This is a genomic window from Erwinia aphidicola (genome assembly GCF_024169515.1).
Lineage (GTDB): Bacteria > Pseudomonadota > Gammaproteobacteria > Enterobacterales > Enterobacteriaceae > Erwinia > Erwinia aphidicola.
Genome location: NZ_JAMKCQ010000001.1, coordinates 1,935,884 through 1,953,944 on the forward strand (window position 1 = coordinate 1,935,884; position 18,061 = coordinate 1,953,944).

General features: G+C 51.6%; 15 protein-coding genes, 5 tRNA genes and 1 other RNA gene. 16 read left to right on the forward strand and 5 right to left on the reverse strand.

Features of this window, described 5'->3' with window-relative positions:
* Position 1 precedes the first annotated feature (1 nt).
* The 10 genes from wzxE (at position 2) to J2Y91_RS08995 (ending at position 5,414) form a co-directional block, all read left to right on the forward strand.
* Complete coding sequence (gene wzxE / locus J2Y91_RS08950; protein ID WP_253537904.1) at positions 2–1,252, forward strand: lipid III flippase WzxE; 1,251 nt, start codon at positions 2–4, stop codon at positions 1,250–1,252.
* Positions 1,249–2,325, forward strand: a complete 1,077-nt coding sequence (wecF, locus tag J2Y91_RS08955) for a TDP-N-acetylfucosamine:lipid II N-acetylfucosaminyltransferase (protein WP_253537907.1) — start codon at positions 1,249–1,251, stop codon at positions 2,323–2,325. The genes wzxE and wecF overlap by 4 nt, the downstream gene beginning before the upstream one ends.
* Entirely contained in the window at positions 2,322–3,668 is a 1,347-nt protein-coding gene (wzyE, locus tag J2Y91_RS08960; protein WP_253537909.1) for an ECA oligosaccharide polymerase, read from the forward strand. The genes wecF and wzyE overlap by 4 nt, the downstream gene beginning before the upstream one ends.
* A gap of 34 nt (positions 3,669–3,702) precedes the next feature.
* The gene (gene wecG, locus J2Y91_RS08965; RefSeq protein ID WP_253537912.1) at positions 3,703–4,443 is read left to right on the forward strand and encodes a lipopolysaccharide N-acetylmannosaminouronosyltransferase; all 741 of its coding nucleotides are present in this window, start codon (positions 3,703–3,705) and stop codon (positions 4,441–4,443) included.
* Between the two features lie 178 nt (positions 4,444–4,621).
* Positions 4,622–4,698 (forward strand) — tRNA-Arg (locus J2Y91_RS08970).
* Positions 4,699–4,790: 92 nt separating this feature from the next.
* A tRNA-His gene (locus J2Y91_RS08975) sits at positions 4,791–4,866 on the forward strand.
* A gap of 26 nt (positions 4,867–4,892) precedes the next feature.
* Positions 4,893–4,979: transfer RNA gene (locus tag J2Y91_RS08980), tRNA-Leu, on the forward strand.
* A gap of 33 nt (positions 4,980–5,012) precedes the next feature.
* Positions 5,013–5,089 (forward strand) — tRNA-Pro (locus tag J2Y91_RS08985).
* 89 nt (positions 5,090–5,178) lie between these two features.
* Positions 5,179–5,255, forward strand: a tRNA-Pro gene (locus J2Y91_RS08990).
* Between the two features lie 33 nt (positions 5,256–5,288).
* Positions 5,289–5,414, forward strand: a non-coding RNA gene (locus J2Y91_RS08995) — RtT sRNA.
* 732 nt (positions 5,415–6,146) lie between these two features.
* Here J2Y91_RS08995 and J2Y91_RS09000 read toward each other — a convergent pair.
* A complete protein-coding gene (locus tag J2Y91_RS09000) occupies positions 6,147–6,884 on the reverse strand; it encodes an ApeI family dehydratase (RefSeq protein WP_253537915.1) in 738 nt (245 codons plus the stop codon).
* Positions 6,885–7,002: 118 nt separating this feature from the next.
* Here J2Y91_RS09000 and J2Y91_RS09005 point away from each other — a divergent pair, with 118 nt between their 5' ends.
* From J2Y91_RS09005 to J2Y91_RS09025, 5 genes are read left to right on the forward strand one after another with little or no spacing between them, the layout of a single operon-like run.
* On the forward strand, positions 7,003–7,755 hold the full coding sequence (locus tag J2Y91_RS09005; RefSeq protein ID WP_253537917.1) for an SDR family oxidoreductase: 753 nt from the start codon (positions 7,003–7,005) through the stop codon (positions 7,753–7,755).
* A complete protein-coding gene (locus tag J2Y91_RS09010) occupies positions 7,752–8,135 on the forward strand; it encodes an acyl carrier protein (protein WP_253537920.1) in 384 nt (127 codons plus the stop codon). Before J2Y91_RS09005 ends, J2Y91_RS09010 begins: the two co-directional genes overlap by 4 nt.
* A complete protein-coding gene (locus J2Y91_RS09015; RefSeq protein ID WP_253537922.1) occupies positions 8,132–9,112 on the forward strand; it encodes a hypothetical protein in 981 nt (326 codons plus the stop codon). Before J2Y91_RS09010 ends, J2Y91_RS09015 begins: the two co-directional genes overlap by 4 nt.
* A gap of 1 nt (position 9,113) precedes the next feature.
* Entirely contained in the window at positions 9,114–10,397 is a 1,284-nt protein-coding gene (locus J2Y91_RS09020) for a beta-ketoacyl-[acyl-carrier-protein] synthase family protein (RefSeq protein ID WP_166643135.1), read from the forward strand.
* A gap of 3 nt (positions 10,398–10,400) precedes the next feature.
* Entirely contained in the window at positions 10,401–11,024 is a 624-nt protein-coding gene (locus J2Y91_RS09025; RefSeq protein WP_133622256.1) for a 4'-phosphopantetheinyl transferase family protein, read from the forward strand.
* 131 nt (positions 11,025–11,155) lie between these two features.
* Here the strand turns inward: J2Y91_RS09025 and hemY are convergent, their stop codons facing one another.
* The 4 genes from hemY to hemC are packed head-to-tail and all read right to left on the reverse strand — an operon-like array spanning position 11,156 to position 15,179.
* A complete protein-coding gene (hemY, locus tag J2Y91_RS09030; RefSeq protein WP_048914360.1) occupies positions 11,156–12,346 on the reverse strand; it encodes a protoheme IX biogenesis protein HemY in 1,191 nt (396 codons plus the stop codon).
* A 2-nt stretch (positions 12,347–12,348) separates the two neighbouring features.
* Positions 12,349–13,488, reverse strand: coding sequence for a uroporphyrinogen-III C-methyltransferase (gene hemX, locus J2Y91_RS09035; RefSeq protein ID WP_133622255.1), 1,140 nt, complete (start codon positions 13,486–13,488; stop codon positions 12,349–12,351).
* 6 nt (positions 13,489–13,494) lie between these two features.
* The gene (gene hemD, locus J2Y91_RS09040; protein WP_048914362.1) at positions 13,495–14,241 is read right to left on the reverse strand and encodes a uroporphyrinogen-III synthase; all 747 of its coding nucleotides are present in this window, start codon (positions 14,239–14,241) and stop codon (positions 13,495–13,497) included.
* Entirely contained in the window at positions 14,238–15,179 is a 942-nt protein-coding gene (gene hemC / locus J2Y91_RS09045) for a hydroxymethylbilane synthase (RefSeq protein WP_048914363.1), read from the reverse strand. The genes hemD and hemC overlap by 4 nt, the downstream gene beginning before the upstream one ends.
* A gap of 291 nt (positions 15,180–15,470) precedes the next feature.
* Between hemC and J2Y91_RS09050 the strand changes: the two genes are divergently transcribed.
* The gene (locus J2Y91_RS09050) at positions 15,471–18,026 is read left to right on the forward strand and encodes a class I adenylate cyclase (RefSeq protein WP_133622254.1); all 2,556 of its coding nucleotides are present in this window, start codon (positions 15,471–15,473) and stop codon (positions 18,024–18,026) included.
* Positions 18,027–18,061 lie beyond the last annotated feature (35 nt).

An 18,061-nucleotide genomic window follows, 5' to 3' on the forward strand; every position in this document is an offset into this window, starting at 1 on the left:
TATGTCACTGGCAAAAGCGTCGGTGTGGACGGCCGTTTCCACACTGGTAAAGATTGCTGCCGGGCTGCTGGTGGTAAAAATGCTGGCAGTGACCTACGGACCTGCGGGGGTTGGGCAGGCGGGTAACTTCCGCCAGCTGATCACCGTGCTTGGCGTGCTGGCAGGGGCCGGAATTTTCAACGGCGTGACCAAATATGTCGCACAGACTCAGCAGCAGCCAGCAGAACTGCGCGGGGTTCTTGGCACGGCGTCGGCGATGGTGCTCGGATTCTCCCTGCTGCTGGCGGCCGTGTTCCTGCTGTTTGCTGCGCCAATAAGCCGGGCACTGTTTGGCCACGAGCAGTATCAGCAGGTGATCCGCATCGTCGCCTTCCTGCAGCTGGGCATCGCCTGGGCTAACCTCGCGCTGGCGATCATGAAAGGCTTCCGCGATGCCGCAGGCAACGCGCTGGCGCTGATTGTCGGCAGCGCGATCGGGGTGGCCGCGTGGTTTGTCTGCTACTGGCTCGGCGGCTATAGCGGCGCGCTGGTGGGTCTGGCCATGGTCCCGGCTCTGGTCGTGGTGCCTGCGGTGTGGCTACTGGCGCGGCGCGGCCATTTGCCGATGCGCTATCTGCTGCCGCAGTGGCGGCCGGAGTATGTGCGCAGCCTGGGTAAGTTTACGCTGATGGCGCTGATCACCGCAGTCACGCTGCCGGTGGCGTGGATGATGATGCGTAACCTGCTGGCGCAGCACGCGGGCTGGGAGCAGGTTGGTTTATGGCAGGGGGTGAGCAGTATTTCGGATGCCTACCTGCAGTTTATTACCGCCTCGTTCAGCGTCTATCTGCTACCTACGCTGGCCCGCCTGCAGACGAAGGCCGAGATTTCGCGTGAGATCCTCAAGTCGCTGCGCTTCGTCCTGCCCGCCGTCGCTGCGGTCAGCTTCAGCGTCTGGCTACTGCGCGACTTTGCCATCTGGCTGCTGTTCTCCAGCCAGTTCACCGGCATGCGTGACCTGTTTGTCTGGCAGCTGATTGGCGATGTGCTGAAAGTCGGCTGCTACGTATTTGGTTACCTGGTGATCGCCAAAGCGTCACTGCGTTTTTATATTCTTACCGAGGTCAGCCAGTTTGCGCTGCTGACCGGTTTTTCCCGCTGGCTGATCCCGCTGCACGGCGCAGCAGGCGCAGCTCAGGCGTATATGGCGACCTATGTCGCTTACTTTGCACTCTGTGCTGGCGTTTTTATTATCTATCGTAGACGAGTATGACCAGAGTAATTCATCTTTTAGGCTCAGATATTCCGCATCACAACGCGACGGTGCTGGGCTTTTTTAACCAGGTTTTACATGAAGTTGCCCCATCTTCAACGCCGCGTGAGTTTTGGGTGGTGAGCGGGCAGGCCACCCTGGCTGGGCAGTATCCGCAGCTGGCTATTCGCTTGTTCTCAAGCAAGGCGGAGCTGGCGCAGACGACGATTGCTACCGCCAGCCAGCAGCGCAGCACGCGCTTCTTCTGCCACGGGCAGTTCAATCCACGCCTGTGGCTGGCCCTGCTGGCGGGCAGGATCGCACGCCAGCAGTTTTACTGGCATATCTGGGGGGCCGATCTGTATGAAGATGCGGCCAGCCTGAAGTTTCGTCTGTTCTATATGCTGCGGCGCCAGGCGCAAAAACGCGTGGGGCATGTGTTTGCCACCCGTGGCGACATCAATCACTTTCACCAGCGCTGCCCGCGCGTGCCGGCATCGCTGCTCTACTTCCCGACCCGGCTGGCGGATAGCGTGCCGGAAAGCCAGGCTGCTGACGGCCCGCTGACCATCCTGCTCGGTAATTCCGGGGATGCCAGCAATCGTCATATTCAGGCGTTAGAGGAGATCCATCAGCAGTTCGGCAATGGGGTGCAGGTGCTGGTGCCGCTGGGCTACCCGGCCAACAATGACGTCTACATCGGGCGCGTGCGTGCGGCTGCGGATGCGCTTTTTGCACCGGGCCACGTGCAGCTGTTGACGGAGAAGCTGGCGTTCGATAACTATTTACAGCTGCTGTCTCGCTGTCACCTCGGCTATTTTATCTTCGAGCGCCAGCAGGGGATCGGCACGCTGTGTCTGCTGATGCAGGCCAACGTGCCGTTTGTGTTGAACCGCAAAAACCCGTTCTGGCAGGACCTGGCCGAGCAGCAGGTGCCGGTGCTGTTTAACGGCGATGCGCTGGATGCGGCGACTGTCGCGGAGGCGCGGCGTCAGCTGCAGAGCCTGGATAAAAGCCGCATCGCCTTTTTCGAGCCGGGCTATCTGGCGGGCTGGCAGCAGGCGCTGCAAATGGTGGAAGGGGAGAGCGCATGACCTTATTCGAGTTTGTCGGTCTGCTGGTGGTGTACCTGTGCTGCGGCGGATTTATCCTGACGCTGACATGGCGTGAGTTCAGGCGCGTGCGCTTCAACTTCAACGTCTTCTTCTCGCTGCTGTTTTTGCTGACCTTCTTCTTTGGTTTTCCGCTGACCTGCCTGCTGGTATTTGGCTTTGACGTGCAGGTGGTGCCGCCAGAGTATCTTTTACAGGCGCTGCTGTCGGCGGGCTGTTTCTATGCCATCTACTATGTCAGCTACAAGACCCGGCTGCGCGCGCGCAGCACGGCTCCTGCACGACAGATATTCACCATCAACCGTATTGAAGCCCACCTGAGCTGGGGACTGATGGCGCTGGTGGCGCTGGGCACCGTCAGCGTGTTCTTTATGCATAACGGCTTTCTGCTGTTTAAGCTGCACAGCTACAGCCAGATTTTCTCTGCGGATGTCTCCGGCGTGGCGCTCAAGCGCTTCTTCTACTTCTTTATTCCGGCGATGCTGGTGGTTTACTTCCTCAAGCAGGATTTACGCGGCTGGCTGTTCTTCCTCGTGGCCACCGTCGGCTTTGGTCTGCTGACCTACACCATCGTTGGCGGCACGCGCGCCAATATCATCATCGCTTTCGCCCTGTTTCTGTTTATCGGCATTATTCGCGGCTGGATCACGCTCTGGATGCTGGTGCTGGCGGGCGTGGGCGGTATTGTTGGCATGTTCTGGCTGGCGCTCAAGCGCTACAACCTCGACGTTAGCGGTCCGGAGGCGTTCTACACCTTCCTCTATCTGACGCGGGATACCTTCTCCCCCTGGGAGAATCTCGGCCTGCTGCTGCAAAACTACGACAAGATTGATTTTCAGGGGCTGGCCCCCATCTGGCGCGATTTCTACGTGTTTATCCCCAGCTGGCTGTGGCACGGGCGGCCAACCGAAGTGCTTAACAGCGCGAACTACTTTACCTGGGAAGTGCTGGATAACCACTCGGGCCTGGCGATTTCCCCCACGCTGATTGGCTCACTGGTGGTGATGGGCGGCGCGCTGTTTATCCCGCTGGGTGCGGTTGCCGTCGGCATGATTATCAAATGGTTTGACTGGCTGTACGACAAAGGGCGCCATGAACCCAACCGCTACAAAGCCGCAATTCTGCAAAGCTTCTGTTTTGGCGCGGTGTTTAACATGATCGTGCTGGCGCGTGAGGGGCTGGATGCGTTTGCTTCACGCGTGGTGTTCTTCTGTATTATTTTTGCTGCCTGCGTGGTGGCCGCTAAGCTGCTGTACTGGCTGCTGGATGTGGCCGGGGTAGTTCGTCCGCGCGCGGCCAGCCGCCCGCTGTCGCCACAGCTGTAGACTTTGTTTTGCTTATGACCTCAAGGAAATCCCGATGAATGCCCCTGTAACCGTGCCGCACTATCAGATTCGCGGCATTACGCTGTCAGGCTTTAGTGATATGGCGCAGTTTGTCGACTACCTCAATCACGACGGTAAGCTGAAAACCGGCACGCTGGTGGCGATCAACGCCGAGAAAGTGCTGACGGCTGAAGCAGATGCGGCAGTGGCTGAGCTGATTGCCGCGGCAGAATATAAGTATGCCGATGGCATCAGTATTGTACGTTCGATCCGCAAGAAGTATCCGCAGGCCGAGGTGTCACGTATTGCCGGCGCCGATCTGTGGGAAGCGTTGATGGAGCGCGCCGGGCGCGAAGGCACGCCGGTGTTTCTGATTGGCGGGCGGGAGTCGGTGCTGGCGCAGACTCAGGACCAGCTGCGCCGCCGCTGGAATGTGAATATCGTTGGCGCTCAGGACGGCTTCTTCACCCCCGCCGAGCGTGATGCGCTGTTTGCCCGCATTCAGGCCAGCGGCGCCAGGCTGGTAACCGTCGCGATGGGCTCGCCGCGCCAGGAGATCCTGATGCGCGACTGTAAAGCCGTTTACCCGGATGCGCTATATATGGGAGTAGGCGGTACCTACGACGTGTTTACCGGCCACGTGAAGCGTGCGCCAAAGATATGGCAGAAAATGGGTCTGGAGTGGCTTTACCGCCTTCTGTCGCAGCCTTCCCGCCTAAAGCGCCAGCTGCGACTGCTGAAATACCTTAAATATCACTGGCGCGGCGATCTTTAACGCCTGGGACAATTTTCTCTAACCCGGCTATTTAGTGGCTTTTTTGCCATAAAGAGGCAGAAAAACGCTGTGACTTTAGACGGAATGCACAAAGCGTAATCAAACGCGTTTTTTTGTGAAAAAAGCACTGGACAGGTAAGGCTCCCGTCCGTAGTATGCACATCCGCAACGGCGCTACGCGCCCGTAGCTCAGCTGGATAGAGCGCTGCCCTCCGGAGGCAGAGGTCTCAGGTTCGAATCCTGTCGGGCGCACCATGAATTTTGTGCGCAATGAGCGGCGGTGGTAACATTTACCGCGTTAGTAAGAAGTAAAGCAGTCGCAACAAGCAGTAAAGAAATCAGGTATGGTGGCTATAGCTCAGTTGGTAGAGCCCTGGATTGTGATTCCAGTTGTCGTGGGTTCGAGTCCCATTAGCCACCCCAGATTTTTAGTAAAGATTTTGTCGTATGCGAAGGTGGCGGAATTGGTAGACGCGCTAGCTTCAGGTGTTAGTGTCTTAACGGACGTGAGGGTTCAAGTCCCTCTCTTCGCACCACAAAATCTGTAGCAAAGAAGTGCCAGCAGTATTCGGCGAGTAGCGCAGCTTGGTAGCGCAACTGGTTTGGGACCAGTGGGTCGGAGGTTCGAATCCTCTCTCGCCGACCAATTTTAAGACCCTGCTGTACTGCGGGGTTTTTGCTTAAAACCTGAAGGTTTGGGCAACGATAAGAAAAGTAGTGGCAAAAAGAAGTATTCGGCGAGTAGCGCAGCTTGGTAGCGCAACTGGTTTGGGACCAGTGGGTCGGAGGTTCGAATCCTCTCTCGCCGACCAATTTAAGAAACCTGCTTGAAAAAGCAGGTTTTTTTTCGTCTGTAGCCAATGAGGATGAGAACCTCCGAAGGAGGTTTGAGCCGAGCGCAGCGAGACAGCGTTGCTTTAGCAACGGCCCGCAGGGCGGCTCGCAGAGCCGCAATCCTCTCTCGCCGACCAATTTAAGAAACCTGCTTGAAAAAGCAGGTTTTTTTTCGTCTGTAGAGATGACCTTCCCCTCCTTTCTTTCCGTGAAGAAGTGCCTGTGCAGCGGACCCGTCCCGATATTATCACTCCACGCATTATCAGTTCGTCTCTGTTCAGAGACATCTAACCACTTGTTTTAAAATGTGTTTACCTGACTTTGCTTTACTTGTCTCTAATCAGCGACGTAGGGAAGAGGGGGATGTGGGTTTTTAACGACACAACCCTGAGCGGTTATAGCAATCTTAAATTTTAAATATCGATAAATCATAGAGATAGAATATTGAGAAGCAGAGAAATACCATTCTGGCACGGCATATGCAATACTATCCCTGTAGATGCTCATTCCACCTCTTATGTTTGCTAACGCTTCATAAACCTGGGAATGATGCAGAGCCACATTACGGTACCTGTTGTCCAGCCAGCCAATATCGCTTACGCCTTATTGGATTTATCGGGCAAAACGTTGAGTCGGGTACCAATCGGTTGTCTTAACCGACCTGATATTCAGACCTGCCAGATGGCAGGTCTTTTTTTTTACCTGGTGCCCGTCATCGTTCAGGTTGCAGATACGTCGGGTCATAATAACTGGCGAAAAAACTCGCCGGACAATGAAAACATGTCTCCTATGGATTGTTCTTTTTGTATGCACTCTTAATGGATGTTTGACATCTCTAAAACAGTTTTTACATACTGTTGATTCAATTTTTACTGATAAATCAATTTACCAGCTGTAAGCCTGATCTGTTGCGGACCTGTGATAATGAATGAGACAGCTGATTCAGAAAGCTGCATTTCCAATTCATATTCATTGCAAGGTTGCAGGGGATTTAAGAATTTAGCATTGTGGACTTGAAAATGCGTATTGAATCCGTAATTTAATAAAATATCACTAATAAACTCAATGATTAAAGAGGCCGGACAAACAGGATAGCCAGAGAAATGATTTTTTAGTATGTGATGGAATTCATTTATTTTAAATCTAATAAGTAACCTATCCTTTAATTTTTCAACTTCAAGTATATTAAACAAATCAGAACCATAACTAAGCATATCAACTGATGTATCGCAGTTAGTGAGTGGTATCTTTATCAGAAAAACATCTGCACGTCCTGATATCTGATCTGAAACTATCTGCGTTGTTCTGACATGTATAAATTCACCAGATGAAATCATCTCTCCTTTGAGAACCACTTTTTCCAGATTTATCGGATCATAAATATCCATGTTTTTAATCATCACAGGAATATAAACGCTGTCCGGATGTTTACCAAATACACTTTCAGCTACAAGAGAAGAAAACTGATGGATTCCTTCAATTAGCAGCGCCTCATTTTTTCTAAGGTAAGACATAGTGTAATTTTTGATCAACAGGCGTCCAGTTGGAAATCCTTCAATTTGCTCGTGGTTTGAGTTTTTAATTTCGCATAGATCCAGAAAAGCCATTAAATATCCTTAATTAAGCCGAGTGAGTCAGGTAACGCTGCGGTTTGTGTGATCTTCATCACAAAAAATGCTGAGAATAAATTATATAAATTCGCACTTTCATGATTAGAGCAATTGTATGTCTAAAAAAGATAATGCTTCAACATCTAGAGTTTTAGTAGTCGGTGGAACCTCTGAAATAGGCAGGAAGGTAATATCCTCGCTTGCCGGTGATGGCTATTCTATCGATTTTACCTATTTTACTAATGTAGGATGTAAGGATGAGATCTTAGAAGAAGTTAAGTTCACTAACTCATTTAAAGTAAACCTAACCGATCTGGATGCAGTATCTGATTTTCTTAATGATATAGCTGAAGTCAATTACGATAGTGTAATCTACTGTCCAGGTGAGAATCCGTGTAAGTTGTGTCACGATCTTGCTCAGGATGATATTGTCAGAATAACAAACCTGAATTTCGTTTCCCCAACCTTAATTTTTAATCATTTAAGTAAAAAAATGGTTGAGTCAAAGGAAAAAGATAACCTGTTGGTTTATTTCAGCTCAATATCATCTGGCAAAGCATCAATTGGCGACTCTGTTTACGGTGCAACGAAAATTGCTACTGAAAGATATCTTGCCTCATTGAGTCTCGAACTGGCCAGGTTTAATGTCAGAACATTATGTATATCACCGGGTTTTGTCGATACGAAAATGATGCATAACTGTCGTGAAATATCGGGGGCATCATATAACGATATCTTAAGGTCTATACCAGCAAGAAAAATGCTACAAACAACTGACGTGGCGAAGGTTGCTGCATTTTTTATAAACAACAAAAATGTTACCACGGGTAATACCATCGTTATTGGGAATGGAGAAAAAGTATTTTGAACATTCAAGAAAGAATCAAAAATGTGTTTAAAAAAGTGATGTATCTCAGTGAAGATACCCACCTGGAGAATGATAAGTCTCTTTTTTTAATCTACGATATGTCTTCTGTTGATTTCATCGATTTTGCATTTGAAATCAGAAAGGAATTCAATGTGATTTCAAAGGATGAACATCTCTGGCCTGTTAAAAGTTTAATGGATAACCCTGATTATTACTCATCTGAAAATACATGGACGGATTTGGGTTTGAAAAAAATCAATGAATGCTTATTGCTCAGCGAGGAGTGTCTCATCATGAATAGAAAAATCACCGCGAAGGAATTGATGGAGTACTTCACTATTAACTATATTACCAAAAGGCTAAGTCAGGAGATAAAGTGAGTAAGGTGTATATTAATGGAATAGGAGTTAATGGTGGAAGATATGGTTCGCTGAGTGAGTTGCGGGCTATATTAAATAACAAAGCGACTACTCTGATTAACAAAAATGTATCTTTAACCAGCAGAGATATGATACAGCGCGAAGATCGTGCTGTTTTAAATTCAATAACATTGATGGCCGTGAATGCACTGCATGATTTACTATCACAAAATAGTTATGATGACAGGTCTGACTGGGACATATTTACAGCATGTGATTACGCTTTTGATGATAATTTACTGTGCGATGGTATCGCACATATCAAGGAGCGGGGGAAAGATAATTTTTGGCATTCACTGGCACTGTTTTCCGAAGTCGTTAATCCACTGGAGCTATTAAGAGGGCTCCCGACAAATACCTTATACCACATATCAAAAATTTTGAACAATAACGGAAAGGGATTGCCGGTAGATGCAGGTAATTTAAGTGAATTAGTTTCTTTGAATTTTATTCAGAACAACCGTCCAACGCTTATCGTCAGTGCAGGTGGACAAACCGGAACGAAAGATAGAGTTATTCAACGTAAAAATAAATTAGCAAACAGTTTTATTCAAAATATGACATGGGGAGGGTGTGCTCTGCTTACGGGGGACTACACACCTCAAAGTATTGGCAGCATTCAGGATGTTGTATTAACCAGCGATCAATCTGCAGACTTATCGATATATTTAGACAAATATTTACCTGCTACCGATGATGCCGTTTATTTTATTCCTTTTGGGGAACGATTGCATGAATGGGATGACGATGCGATCGCCAGGAGTTCCCTGAAGAAGATTGATTATGATGTGATTGGATATGCTGGCCGCCCAGATATGTTAACGAAACTTGCATGTTTCATGAACGATGATAATGTTCCGGATCAATCCATAGCTTATTTATCAGGATATGACTCGCAATATGGTTTCGGTTGCGCTGTTATACAAAAAGGAGTATGAAATGAACAAGGCTGAAGCATCCGTTTCTCCTCTGTGTATTAGCGTTTACAGTGCCATAACACCATTAGGAAACTCTATTGATGAGGTCTCTCCTTTTCTGAAGAATAAAGTTTCTGGTTTTTCTGAAATAAATAAATTTCATACTGAAGATTATAAGTGTAAGTTTGCCGGAATTCCCCAGGCGTACAATAGAAATCTCGCATGGCCAGCCAAAAATGAAAGTACCCCCTATGAGGTTCTCTATGCCAGAGATGCGGCCAGTCAATTAATTCGAAAAATTAATATCTTCAATTACTATGATCCGCATGAAGTAGGCTGTATTCTTGGTGTTGAGCAACCTATTTTAGATGTTAATATCTGCAAAGCTGTTCATGATAATTTATCCGGAGATATCACTAAAGAATCTGTATTCACCGCAGCGAGAGACAGTTTCGATGCAAAACTTTTCGAGGCTAGCACTCCCGGAGGCCTTATTAATGAAGTAAAAAAACATATACCATTCTCTGCATTTTCAATCACCTTGCCCGGTGTTTGTGCCGCATCTTTACAAAGTGTATCGATGGCTATAGAGAGTATAGAGTCAGGCACGGCAAGAGCGGTAATATGTGGTGGCATATCTGCTAAGGTCACCCCCTTCGATTTGGCCCTCTTTGAGGGGATGGGAGTCGTCAGTACCGATGTGCGCTTTAACGCCGATGAAATGTCAAGACCATTCGATAAAGACAGGGGCGGATTTGTACTGTCTGAAGGGGCAGTCCTGTTTTTGATTGAGAGAGAGTCCGAAGTCTTAAAGCGGGGCGACAGCCCTTTGCTGCGAATTTGTGGGCATGGGTTTTCGATGAGTGCACAACATATTGTCACACCCCATACTGATGAAACTGAAATGACCTCTGCCATGTTGAGAGCACTGGAGCGATCAAAACTGAATCCTGCAGATATAGATGCCATCAGTGCTCACGGAACATCAACGCAGCAGAATGATTTACATGAAGCTAATGCTATTGCTAAGATTTTTAAACAACATAAGCCGTATGTGACGGCAACGAAGTCCAACCACGGTCATATGATGGCCGCTGCGGGAGCGATGGAAATCCTATGCATCATTTCATATTTGAAGCATGGTTATATTCCCGGTATCGCCAATCTTAATAAGGTGGATAATAATATCCCTGAGATCAATCTGGTAAAAAACACCACTGAATTTAGGCCCAGATATATACTCAAAAATTCGTTTGGGATGGGAGGTGTAGCGTCTTCTGTTATCTTTGAATCTTATATGTGTTAGCCAATGCTATTATACACTCTTAATGGTGATGAAGGTTGTATTTATATTTTCAGGCAGCGCCATAATGGCGTTGTCAGATTGTTGTCTCAGCTATCGTGGCTATATGTACCCGGGTATATATTAAATTCCAGTAAGTTAACGAAAAATAAATATATCTCCTCTATTATTTTACGTGCATTTATCGGAGTGATTAACAAAGTTCAGCGGCGAAGAGGGAAGTGGTCTTTTAGTCATTCAGAAAATGAAACTCTTTGTGCGTATACTGCTACAAAATTAATTAAAAGTATTGGTGTTGATATTGAATGCGTCACTGGCAAACCACGAGAATCAATAATAACCTATCTGGGAAATAGCATTGGTAATAACCTAATAAAAACCACTTTAAATCCCCATGAGATGGCAATCATTGTTATGTCGTGCATGGAAAGTGCTTTTAAAGCACTCTCTTTTTCAATAAAAGAAGATTTTTCTTTAGATTTGTTTGATGTTCTATTGATAACTGAAAATACCTGTCGCCTCAGAATTAAACTCATTAAAAATGAATGCTTTATCGCTAATGTCCATTACGTCCTGAACGACAGGCGGGTCGTTTCTGTGTGCTGTGTCAGAAATACCGATTTAACCTGACCAGCCGGGAGTGATGCAGTAATTGAGTTATCACTTTCACGTCAGGTTGACGATCTGGATCCGACACTGATGCTAATGCGACAGAGTAAAAAAAAACCGGGCAGAGCCCGGTTAGTTGCACCATTTAATCATCAGGGATTATTCTTCAGCGTCAGCAGCAGGCCGTCGCGACGCATGCTGGCCGCTTCTTCCGGCTTGTGCTGGCGGTCCAGCGTATCGGCCAGCCAGGCATAGTCAAACGCGTCCGGGCGCTGCGCGAGCGCAGAACGGAAGGCTTCACTGGCCTGTTCCCACTCCCCGTGCTGCATCAGCAGTTGCCCCAGCGTGCTGTACAGCAGCGGCGTGGCGCCGTGCTGCTTAATCTGCTGGCGCAGTGCTTTTTCCAGCTGCTCCGGGTTACCGGTTTTCAGGCGCGGCATCAGCAGCACCAGGCGCTCATCATACTGGCGCTTGAGGCCATCCAGCACGATTTGCTGCGCGGTGTCATGGTCGTCACAGACGATCAGGTGATCGGCCATGGCGACCTGCAATGCAGTTTCATGACGCGTTTTACGGCTCTGATTCTGCCACCAGCGCTTCAGGCCATCGCTGCCCTGATCGGCCATTGCCTGGCTCATCAGACCCAGCCATGCCTGCTGCTGTAGCGCAACACGATGAGTTTCATCACCCACCTGCACTTTCTCCATCGCTGGCAGAATATCTAACAGCGCGCTCCATGCTTGAGTGCGCACGTAAGCCTGCTCGGCCAGGCGCAGCACTTCAGGATGACGCGGAGCAATCTCCAGCAGGCGGTCAACGCCGTGACGGGCGGCGTGATCTTCATTACGTGCCAGCTGGATGCGCACGCGGGTAATCTCAACCGGCAGCGGGTCGCCGTCGTTGAGCTCGGTGGCACGTTCCAGATGCTGATTGGCGCGGATTTCGTCACCGCGCTGCTGAGCGGCCTCAGCGGCCAGCAGATAGTTGACCATAGGCTGCTCAGCGTGATCGGCATGGCGCGACAGCAGTTTTTCCACCTGCTGGTAGTCACCTTCCGCCAGCTTCACCAGCGCAGCATTGGTCTGCTTGCGGGCGCTGCGGCGTTTACGACCGGTGAACCAGCCACGGGTGCGGGCGCCGGTGCGGAAAATGCGGCGCAGCAGCCATTCGATAGCGAGGATCGCCAGCAGCGCCAGCACCAGCATAATCACCAGGCCAGTCACGCTGGTTTCAATATTCCAGTTATCGGTCTGGATCAGCACATAGCCCTGATGGCCCGCTATCATTGGGCCAATCACCACGCCAGCGATTAACAGCAGGAAAAGAAGGAGAACTTTTAACATGGTTATTCTCCCTGCTGCGCGGGTTTAGCGGCATTCACAGAAGGTTGTGCCAACAGGTTACGTACGCGGGTCTGCATCAATTTATCCAGCAGTGGCTGGCTTTCCAGCGCGTCCGGCACGTCCATCGACACGCTCTGCTGGCTCAGTTCATCGAGCTGGCTGAGAAACGCCTTGGTGCTGGCATCGTTAGTATCGAACCAGGCACGCACCCAGGCGGAAACGGTATCGATCGACTGCTTATAGATTTCGTCCTGGTGGCGCGGTACGGCCTGGGCGGCAATCAACAGGCGCGAACGGATATTTTCACGCAGATAAACGTCCTGATTCGGTGCCAGCAGCGGCTCAGCGGTGGCATCGCGGCGGCGGATGGTGATGAAATCATCCATAAAGTTATGCCAGCTTTTCACCAGGTTCTGGCGCCATTCACGCAGGGATGAAGAGAGTTCGCCGCTGTCGGCATCCATTGGCTCATCATCGCTGTTGTTGTCGGCAAGGCGCAGATTATCCACGCCGTTAGACAGCTGGTTCAGCTTAAGGATGATGCCGTCATAGTCGACCTGGCTGAGGGTGGAAAGCGTGCTGATATCCTGCGCCAGGGCGCGACGTGCGTCGATCAGGCTGGGATCGTTCATATCGGCCAGGCTGGCGTCGGCGCTCTTCAGCAGCGCGGCGGCGGTGGTGACATCCTGATCGCTCCACAGCTTGCGCCCGGCCATTTTCACCAGATAATCAGACTGGGCCAGCAGCCAGGTTTGTGCATCGCTGCCGGAAATCGTCGCAACCTTCTCTTTCAGTTCGTCGAGCTGCTGGCTCATCGCCGTTTGCTGCTGACGCGCTGTATCCAGTGCGCTGGTCTGCGTTGCCAGCTGCTGAACCAGTGACTGCCGGTCGCTGACCGACTGCTGCTGCAGTTCAGAGAGCTGTGCGGCCAGTGCCTGGCTGGCAGCGGCCTGCTGTTGAGCCTGATGCTTCCCATACATATAGAGGCCACCGCCCACTGCCAGCGCAATCGCGATAGCGACAATGCTGAGCACGGTGGCGCTATTTTTCGCTTTACGCGCTGGCGTAGATTCAGGTGTTGAGGTTTCAACCGCTGGGGTGGTCTCTTCAACCATGGCGGAGGAATCTTTGTGTTCCGTCATAATGGCTCATCCCATATTAAGTGCGCGTAGTAACGCGTCATTATCGGCACCCCCGGCGACACAGATGTTCGCCCAGCCCAGTTCCCTGGCCAGGGTAGCCAAACGTTCACTGACGACAACAAGCCGACAGTGCAGAAGCCATTCATCCCGATCGACCTCGGGGAATAGCGAGTAAAGCTGTTGCAGCATCTCTCCGCTGGTGACCACCAGGGTGTCTATTCCCTGATTGCGCCAGCGCCGGCCCTGCTCCGCGCCGTGGTAATACTTTGCACACCGTTGATAGCACTCAATAAACTCTACCTGAGCGCCACGGTTAAGCAAAGTTTCCGCCAGTAATTCACGCCCGCCGTTGCCGCGCAGAATCAACGCCCGCTTGCCAGCGACCGCCTGCAGCGCCGGGAGTTGAATAAGAATTTCACTGGTTTCCTGCTCGTGCGGCCAGACAACGTCGTAACCGCTGACGGCATGCAGCGCCAGCGCGGTGCTGCGGCCTATAGCATAATAGTTCAGGCTGGCGGGCCATGTTGCTCCGGCGCGCATTAACGCGGGCTGAGCATAGTGAATGGCGTGCTGTGAGAGAATAAACACCAGATCCCCGTCCTGCAATGCGCTCAGGCGTGCGGGTAGAAGGTCCAGCTGAGTTCCGGGGGTAAATTCAATCAGCGGAAAGGCCCAGGCAACCTGGCCGCGTGCGCACAAACGGCTGACCAGCTCATCTGCGGCAGGTGACGGACGGGTTACCAGGATACTCATGTTGGTGGATTTCCCTGATAAACCTCGGCGAGAATTTCGCGCGCGCCGTTATCCAGCAGCTCTTCCGCCAGCGAAATGCCCATTTTCTCGGCATCCGCACGCGGGCCACGGCGTTCACCGCTGACCATTTGACTGCCGTCCGGTGAACCCACCAGACCGCGCAGCCACAGCTGCTCACCTTCCAGCAGCGCGAAGCTGCCGATAGGCACCTGACAGCCACCTTCCAGCCGGGTGTTCATCGCACGTTCAGCCAGCACGCGGCAGGCCGTGTCTGCATCATTCAGCGCTGCCAGTAGCCCGATGGTATAAGCGTCATCAAGGCGGCACTCAATGCCCACCGCGCCCTGGCCAACGGCAGGAAGCGACTCCTCAGCGGGCATGATCTGGCGAATGCGATCGCCAAGGCCCAGGCGCTTTAATCCGGCCACGGCCAAAATAATCGCGTCATACTCTCCGGCATCCAGCTTGCTTAAGCGGGTGCCGACGTTACCCCGCAGCGAGCGGATCACCAGATCCGGACGACGTGCGCTGATCTGGCACTGACGGCGCAGGCTGGAAGTGCCGACAATGGCGCCCTGCGGCAGCGCGTCAACCGAATCATAATGATGGGAGACAAACGCATCGTGCGGATCTTCTCGTTCACAGATCGTCACCAGCCCCAAACCCTCAGGAAAAGCGACCGGGACATCTTTCATCGAGTGCACGGCAATATCGGCGCGGCCTTCCAGCATCGCCTGTTCCAGCTCTTTGACGAACAGACCCTTGCCGCCCACCTTCGCCAGTGGCGTGTCAAGGATCACATCACCCTTGGTGACCATCGGCACCAGTTCGACGCGCAGCCCCGGATGGCTGGCGGTTAAACGCTGCTGTACGTACTCCGCCTGCCATAAGGCCAGCGGACTTTGCCTGGTGGCAATTCTTAAAATTTTGTCTAACATGCTTGATACCGTTTTGATCGTTCACTGATTATCCTATCATTGAACCGGGAAGGCTGTCAGTTAAACGGCGGCACACGGACGTATTGCAGTAGGTTGAACGCAAAATGTGCTAAACTGTTAAGTAGCGCAACTTTCTTTACGGTCAATCTGCCAGGTGTTAGATTGATCACGTTTCCAGCAAAATTCTGCACGACTATTTTTAAAGCAAACGGCAGATTTCGGAAACCGAACTTTTATATACCCTTTTCAGTCCATAAGGGTGTAAGCACTGGGACAATCAGGCGAGACGTCTTGTACCTCTACATTGAGACACTGAAACAGAGACTGGATGCCATTAACCAGCTGCGCGTTGACCGCGCACTGGCCGCTATGGGACCTGCATTCCAACAGGTTTACAGTCTGCTGCCGACCTTATTACATTGTCATCATCCGCTGATGCCGGGTTACCTTGAAGGTAACGTTCCACATGGCATCAGCTTCTACTCGCCTGATGAAAGCCAGATTAGCTATCTTAATGATTTGGAAGATAAATCCGGATCTCTTGCCGCCATTCCCGCCGCGGGTGAAATGCCGATTACCGGTGTTTACTCCATGGGCAGCACCTCCTCTATCGGCCAAAACTACACTTCTGACCTCGATATCTGGGTCTGCCATCAGTCGTGGCTGGACAATGACGAGCGCCTCAGCCTGCAAAAAAAATGCACCCTGCTGCAGAAGTGGTGCGCCTCAATGGGGGTGGAAGCCAGCTTCTTCCTGATTGATGAAAACCGTTTCCGTCATAATGAGAGCGGTAACCTGGGTGGAGAAGACTGTGGTTCAACCCAGCACATTCTGCTGCTTGATGAGTTCTATCGCACCGCCGTGCGTATGGCGGGCAAACGTATTCTGTGGAATATGGTGCCGCGTGAAGAGGAAGAGCATTACGACGACTACGTGATGTCGCTGTATCAGCAGGGGGTTCTGACGCCCAACGAGTGGCTCGACCTCGGTGGGCTTGGCACGCTGTCGGCGGAAGAGTATTTCGGCGCCAGCCTGTGGCAGCTGTATAAAAGTATCGACTCGCCGTACAAAGCCGTGTTGAAAACCCTGCTGCTGGAAGCCTATTCATGGGAATATCCGGCCACCCGCCTGCTGGCAATGGATATCAAACAGCGCCTGCACGATGGAGAAATCGTCTGCTACGGGCTGGATCCTTACTGCATGATGCTGGAGCGGGTAACGCACTATCTGACCAGCATTGACGACCACGCACGCCTTGATCTGGTGCGCCGCTGTTTCTATCTGAAAGTGTGTGAGAAGCTCTCACTCGCGACAGAGGATGCCGGCTGGCGCCGCGAGATCCTCAGCCAGCAGGTAAAAGAGTGGGGCTGGGACAGCGCACGTCTGGCGATGCTCGACAGCCGAGCCGACTGGAAAATCGGCCAGGTACGCGAAGCGCACAACGAGCTGTTAGACGCGATGATGCAGAGCTATCGCAACCTGATCCGCTTTGCGCGGCGCAACAATTTAAGCGTGAGTGCCAGCCCGCAGGATATTGGCGTACTGACGCGTAAACTGTATGCCGCGTTCGAAGCGCTGCCGGGGAAAGTCACGCTACTGAACCCGCAGATCTCCCCGGATCTCTCTGAGCAGCACCTGACCTTTATTCACGTGCCTAACGGCCGCGCCAATCGTGCAGGCTGGTATCTGTACAACCAGTCGCCGGATATGAGCTCGATCATCAGCCATCAGCCGCTGGAATATAACCGCTATCTCAATAAGCTGGTGGCGTGGGCATGGTTCAACGGATTGCTGACCAGCAAAACAAGGCTGCATATTAAAGGCAATGAGATTTGCGACCTGGCGCGTCTGCAGGAGCTGGTGGCCGATGTGTCACACCATTTCCCGCTGCGCCTGCCTTCTCCGACGCCCAAAGCGCTCTACAGCCCCTGCGAAATTCGCCATCTGGCCATTATCGTCAATCTCGAATATGACCCGACGGCCGCGTTCCGCAATCAGGTGGTTCACTTTGATTTCCGCAAGCTGGACGTGTTCAGCTTTGGCCAGCAGCAGCAGTGCCTGATTGGCAGCATCGATCTTCTGTACCGCAACTCGTGGAATGAAGTGCGTACCCTGCATTTCAACGGCGAGCAGTCGATGATCGAAGCGCTGAAAACCATCCTCGGCAAAATGCATCAGGACGCCTCACCGCCGGACAATGTTGAGGTGTTCTGCTACAGCCAGCATCTGCGCGGACTGATCCGTACCCGCGTGCAGCAGCTGGTGTCCGAGTGTGTTGAGCTGCGTCTCTCCAGTACCCGCCATGAGCCGGGCCGTTTTAAAGCGCTGCGCGTGGCGGGCCAGACGTGGGGGCTGTTCTTTGAGCGCCTCAGCGTGTCAGTACAGAAGCTGGAAAATGCCGTGGAGTTCTACGGTGCTATCTCCAATAACAAGCTGCACGGCCTGTCGCTGAAGGTGGAAACTGACCAGGCGCGCTTACCGGCAGTGGTGAACGGCTACGCCAGCGAAGGGATTATCCAGTTCTTCTTTGAAGACACGCGCGACGATCGCGGCTTCAATATCTATATCCTCGACGAAACTAACCGCGTTGAGGTTTATCACCATTGCGAAGGCAGTAAAGAGGAGCTGGTGCGCGACGTCAGCCGCTTCTACTCCTCTTCACACGATCGCTTCACCTACGGTTCCAGCTTTATTAACTTCAATCTGCCGCAGTTCTACCAGATTGTGCCGCTTGACGATCGCTTCCAGGTGATCCCGTTTCGCAGTCAGACTCTGACCCAGCTGTGCGCCACGCTACCGGAAAGCGGCTCCAGCGAAGATTACGCCCAGCGCTATCAGATGCATTAATAGCGTCACGGCGGCTTCTGCTGCGCGATTCGCTT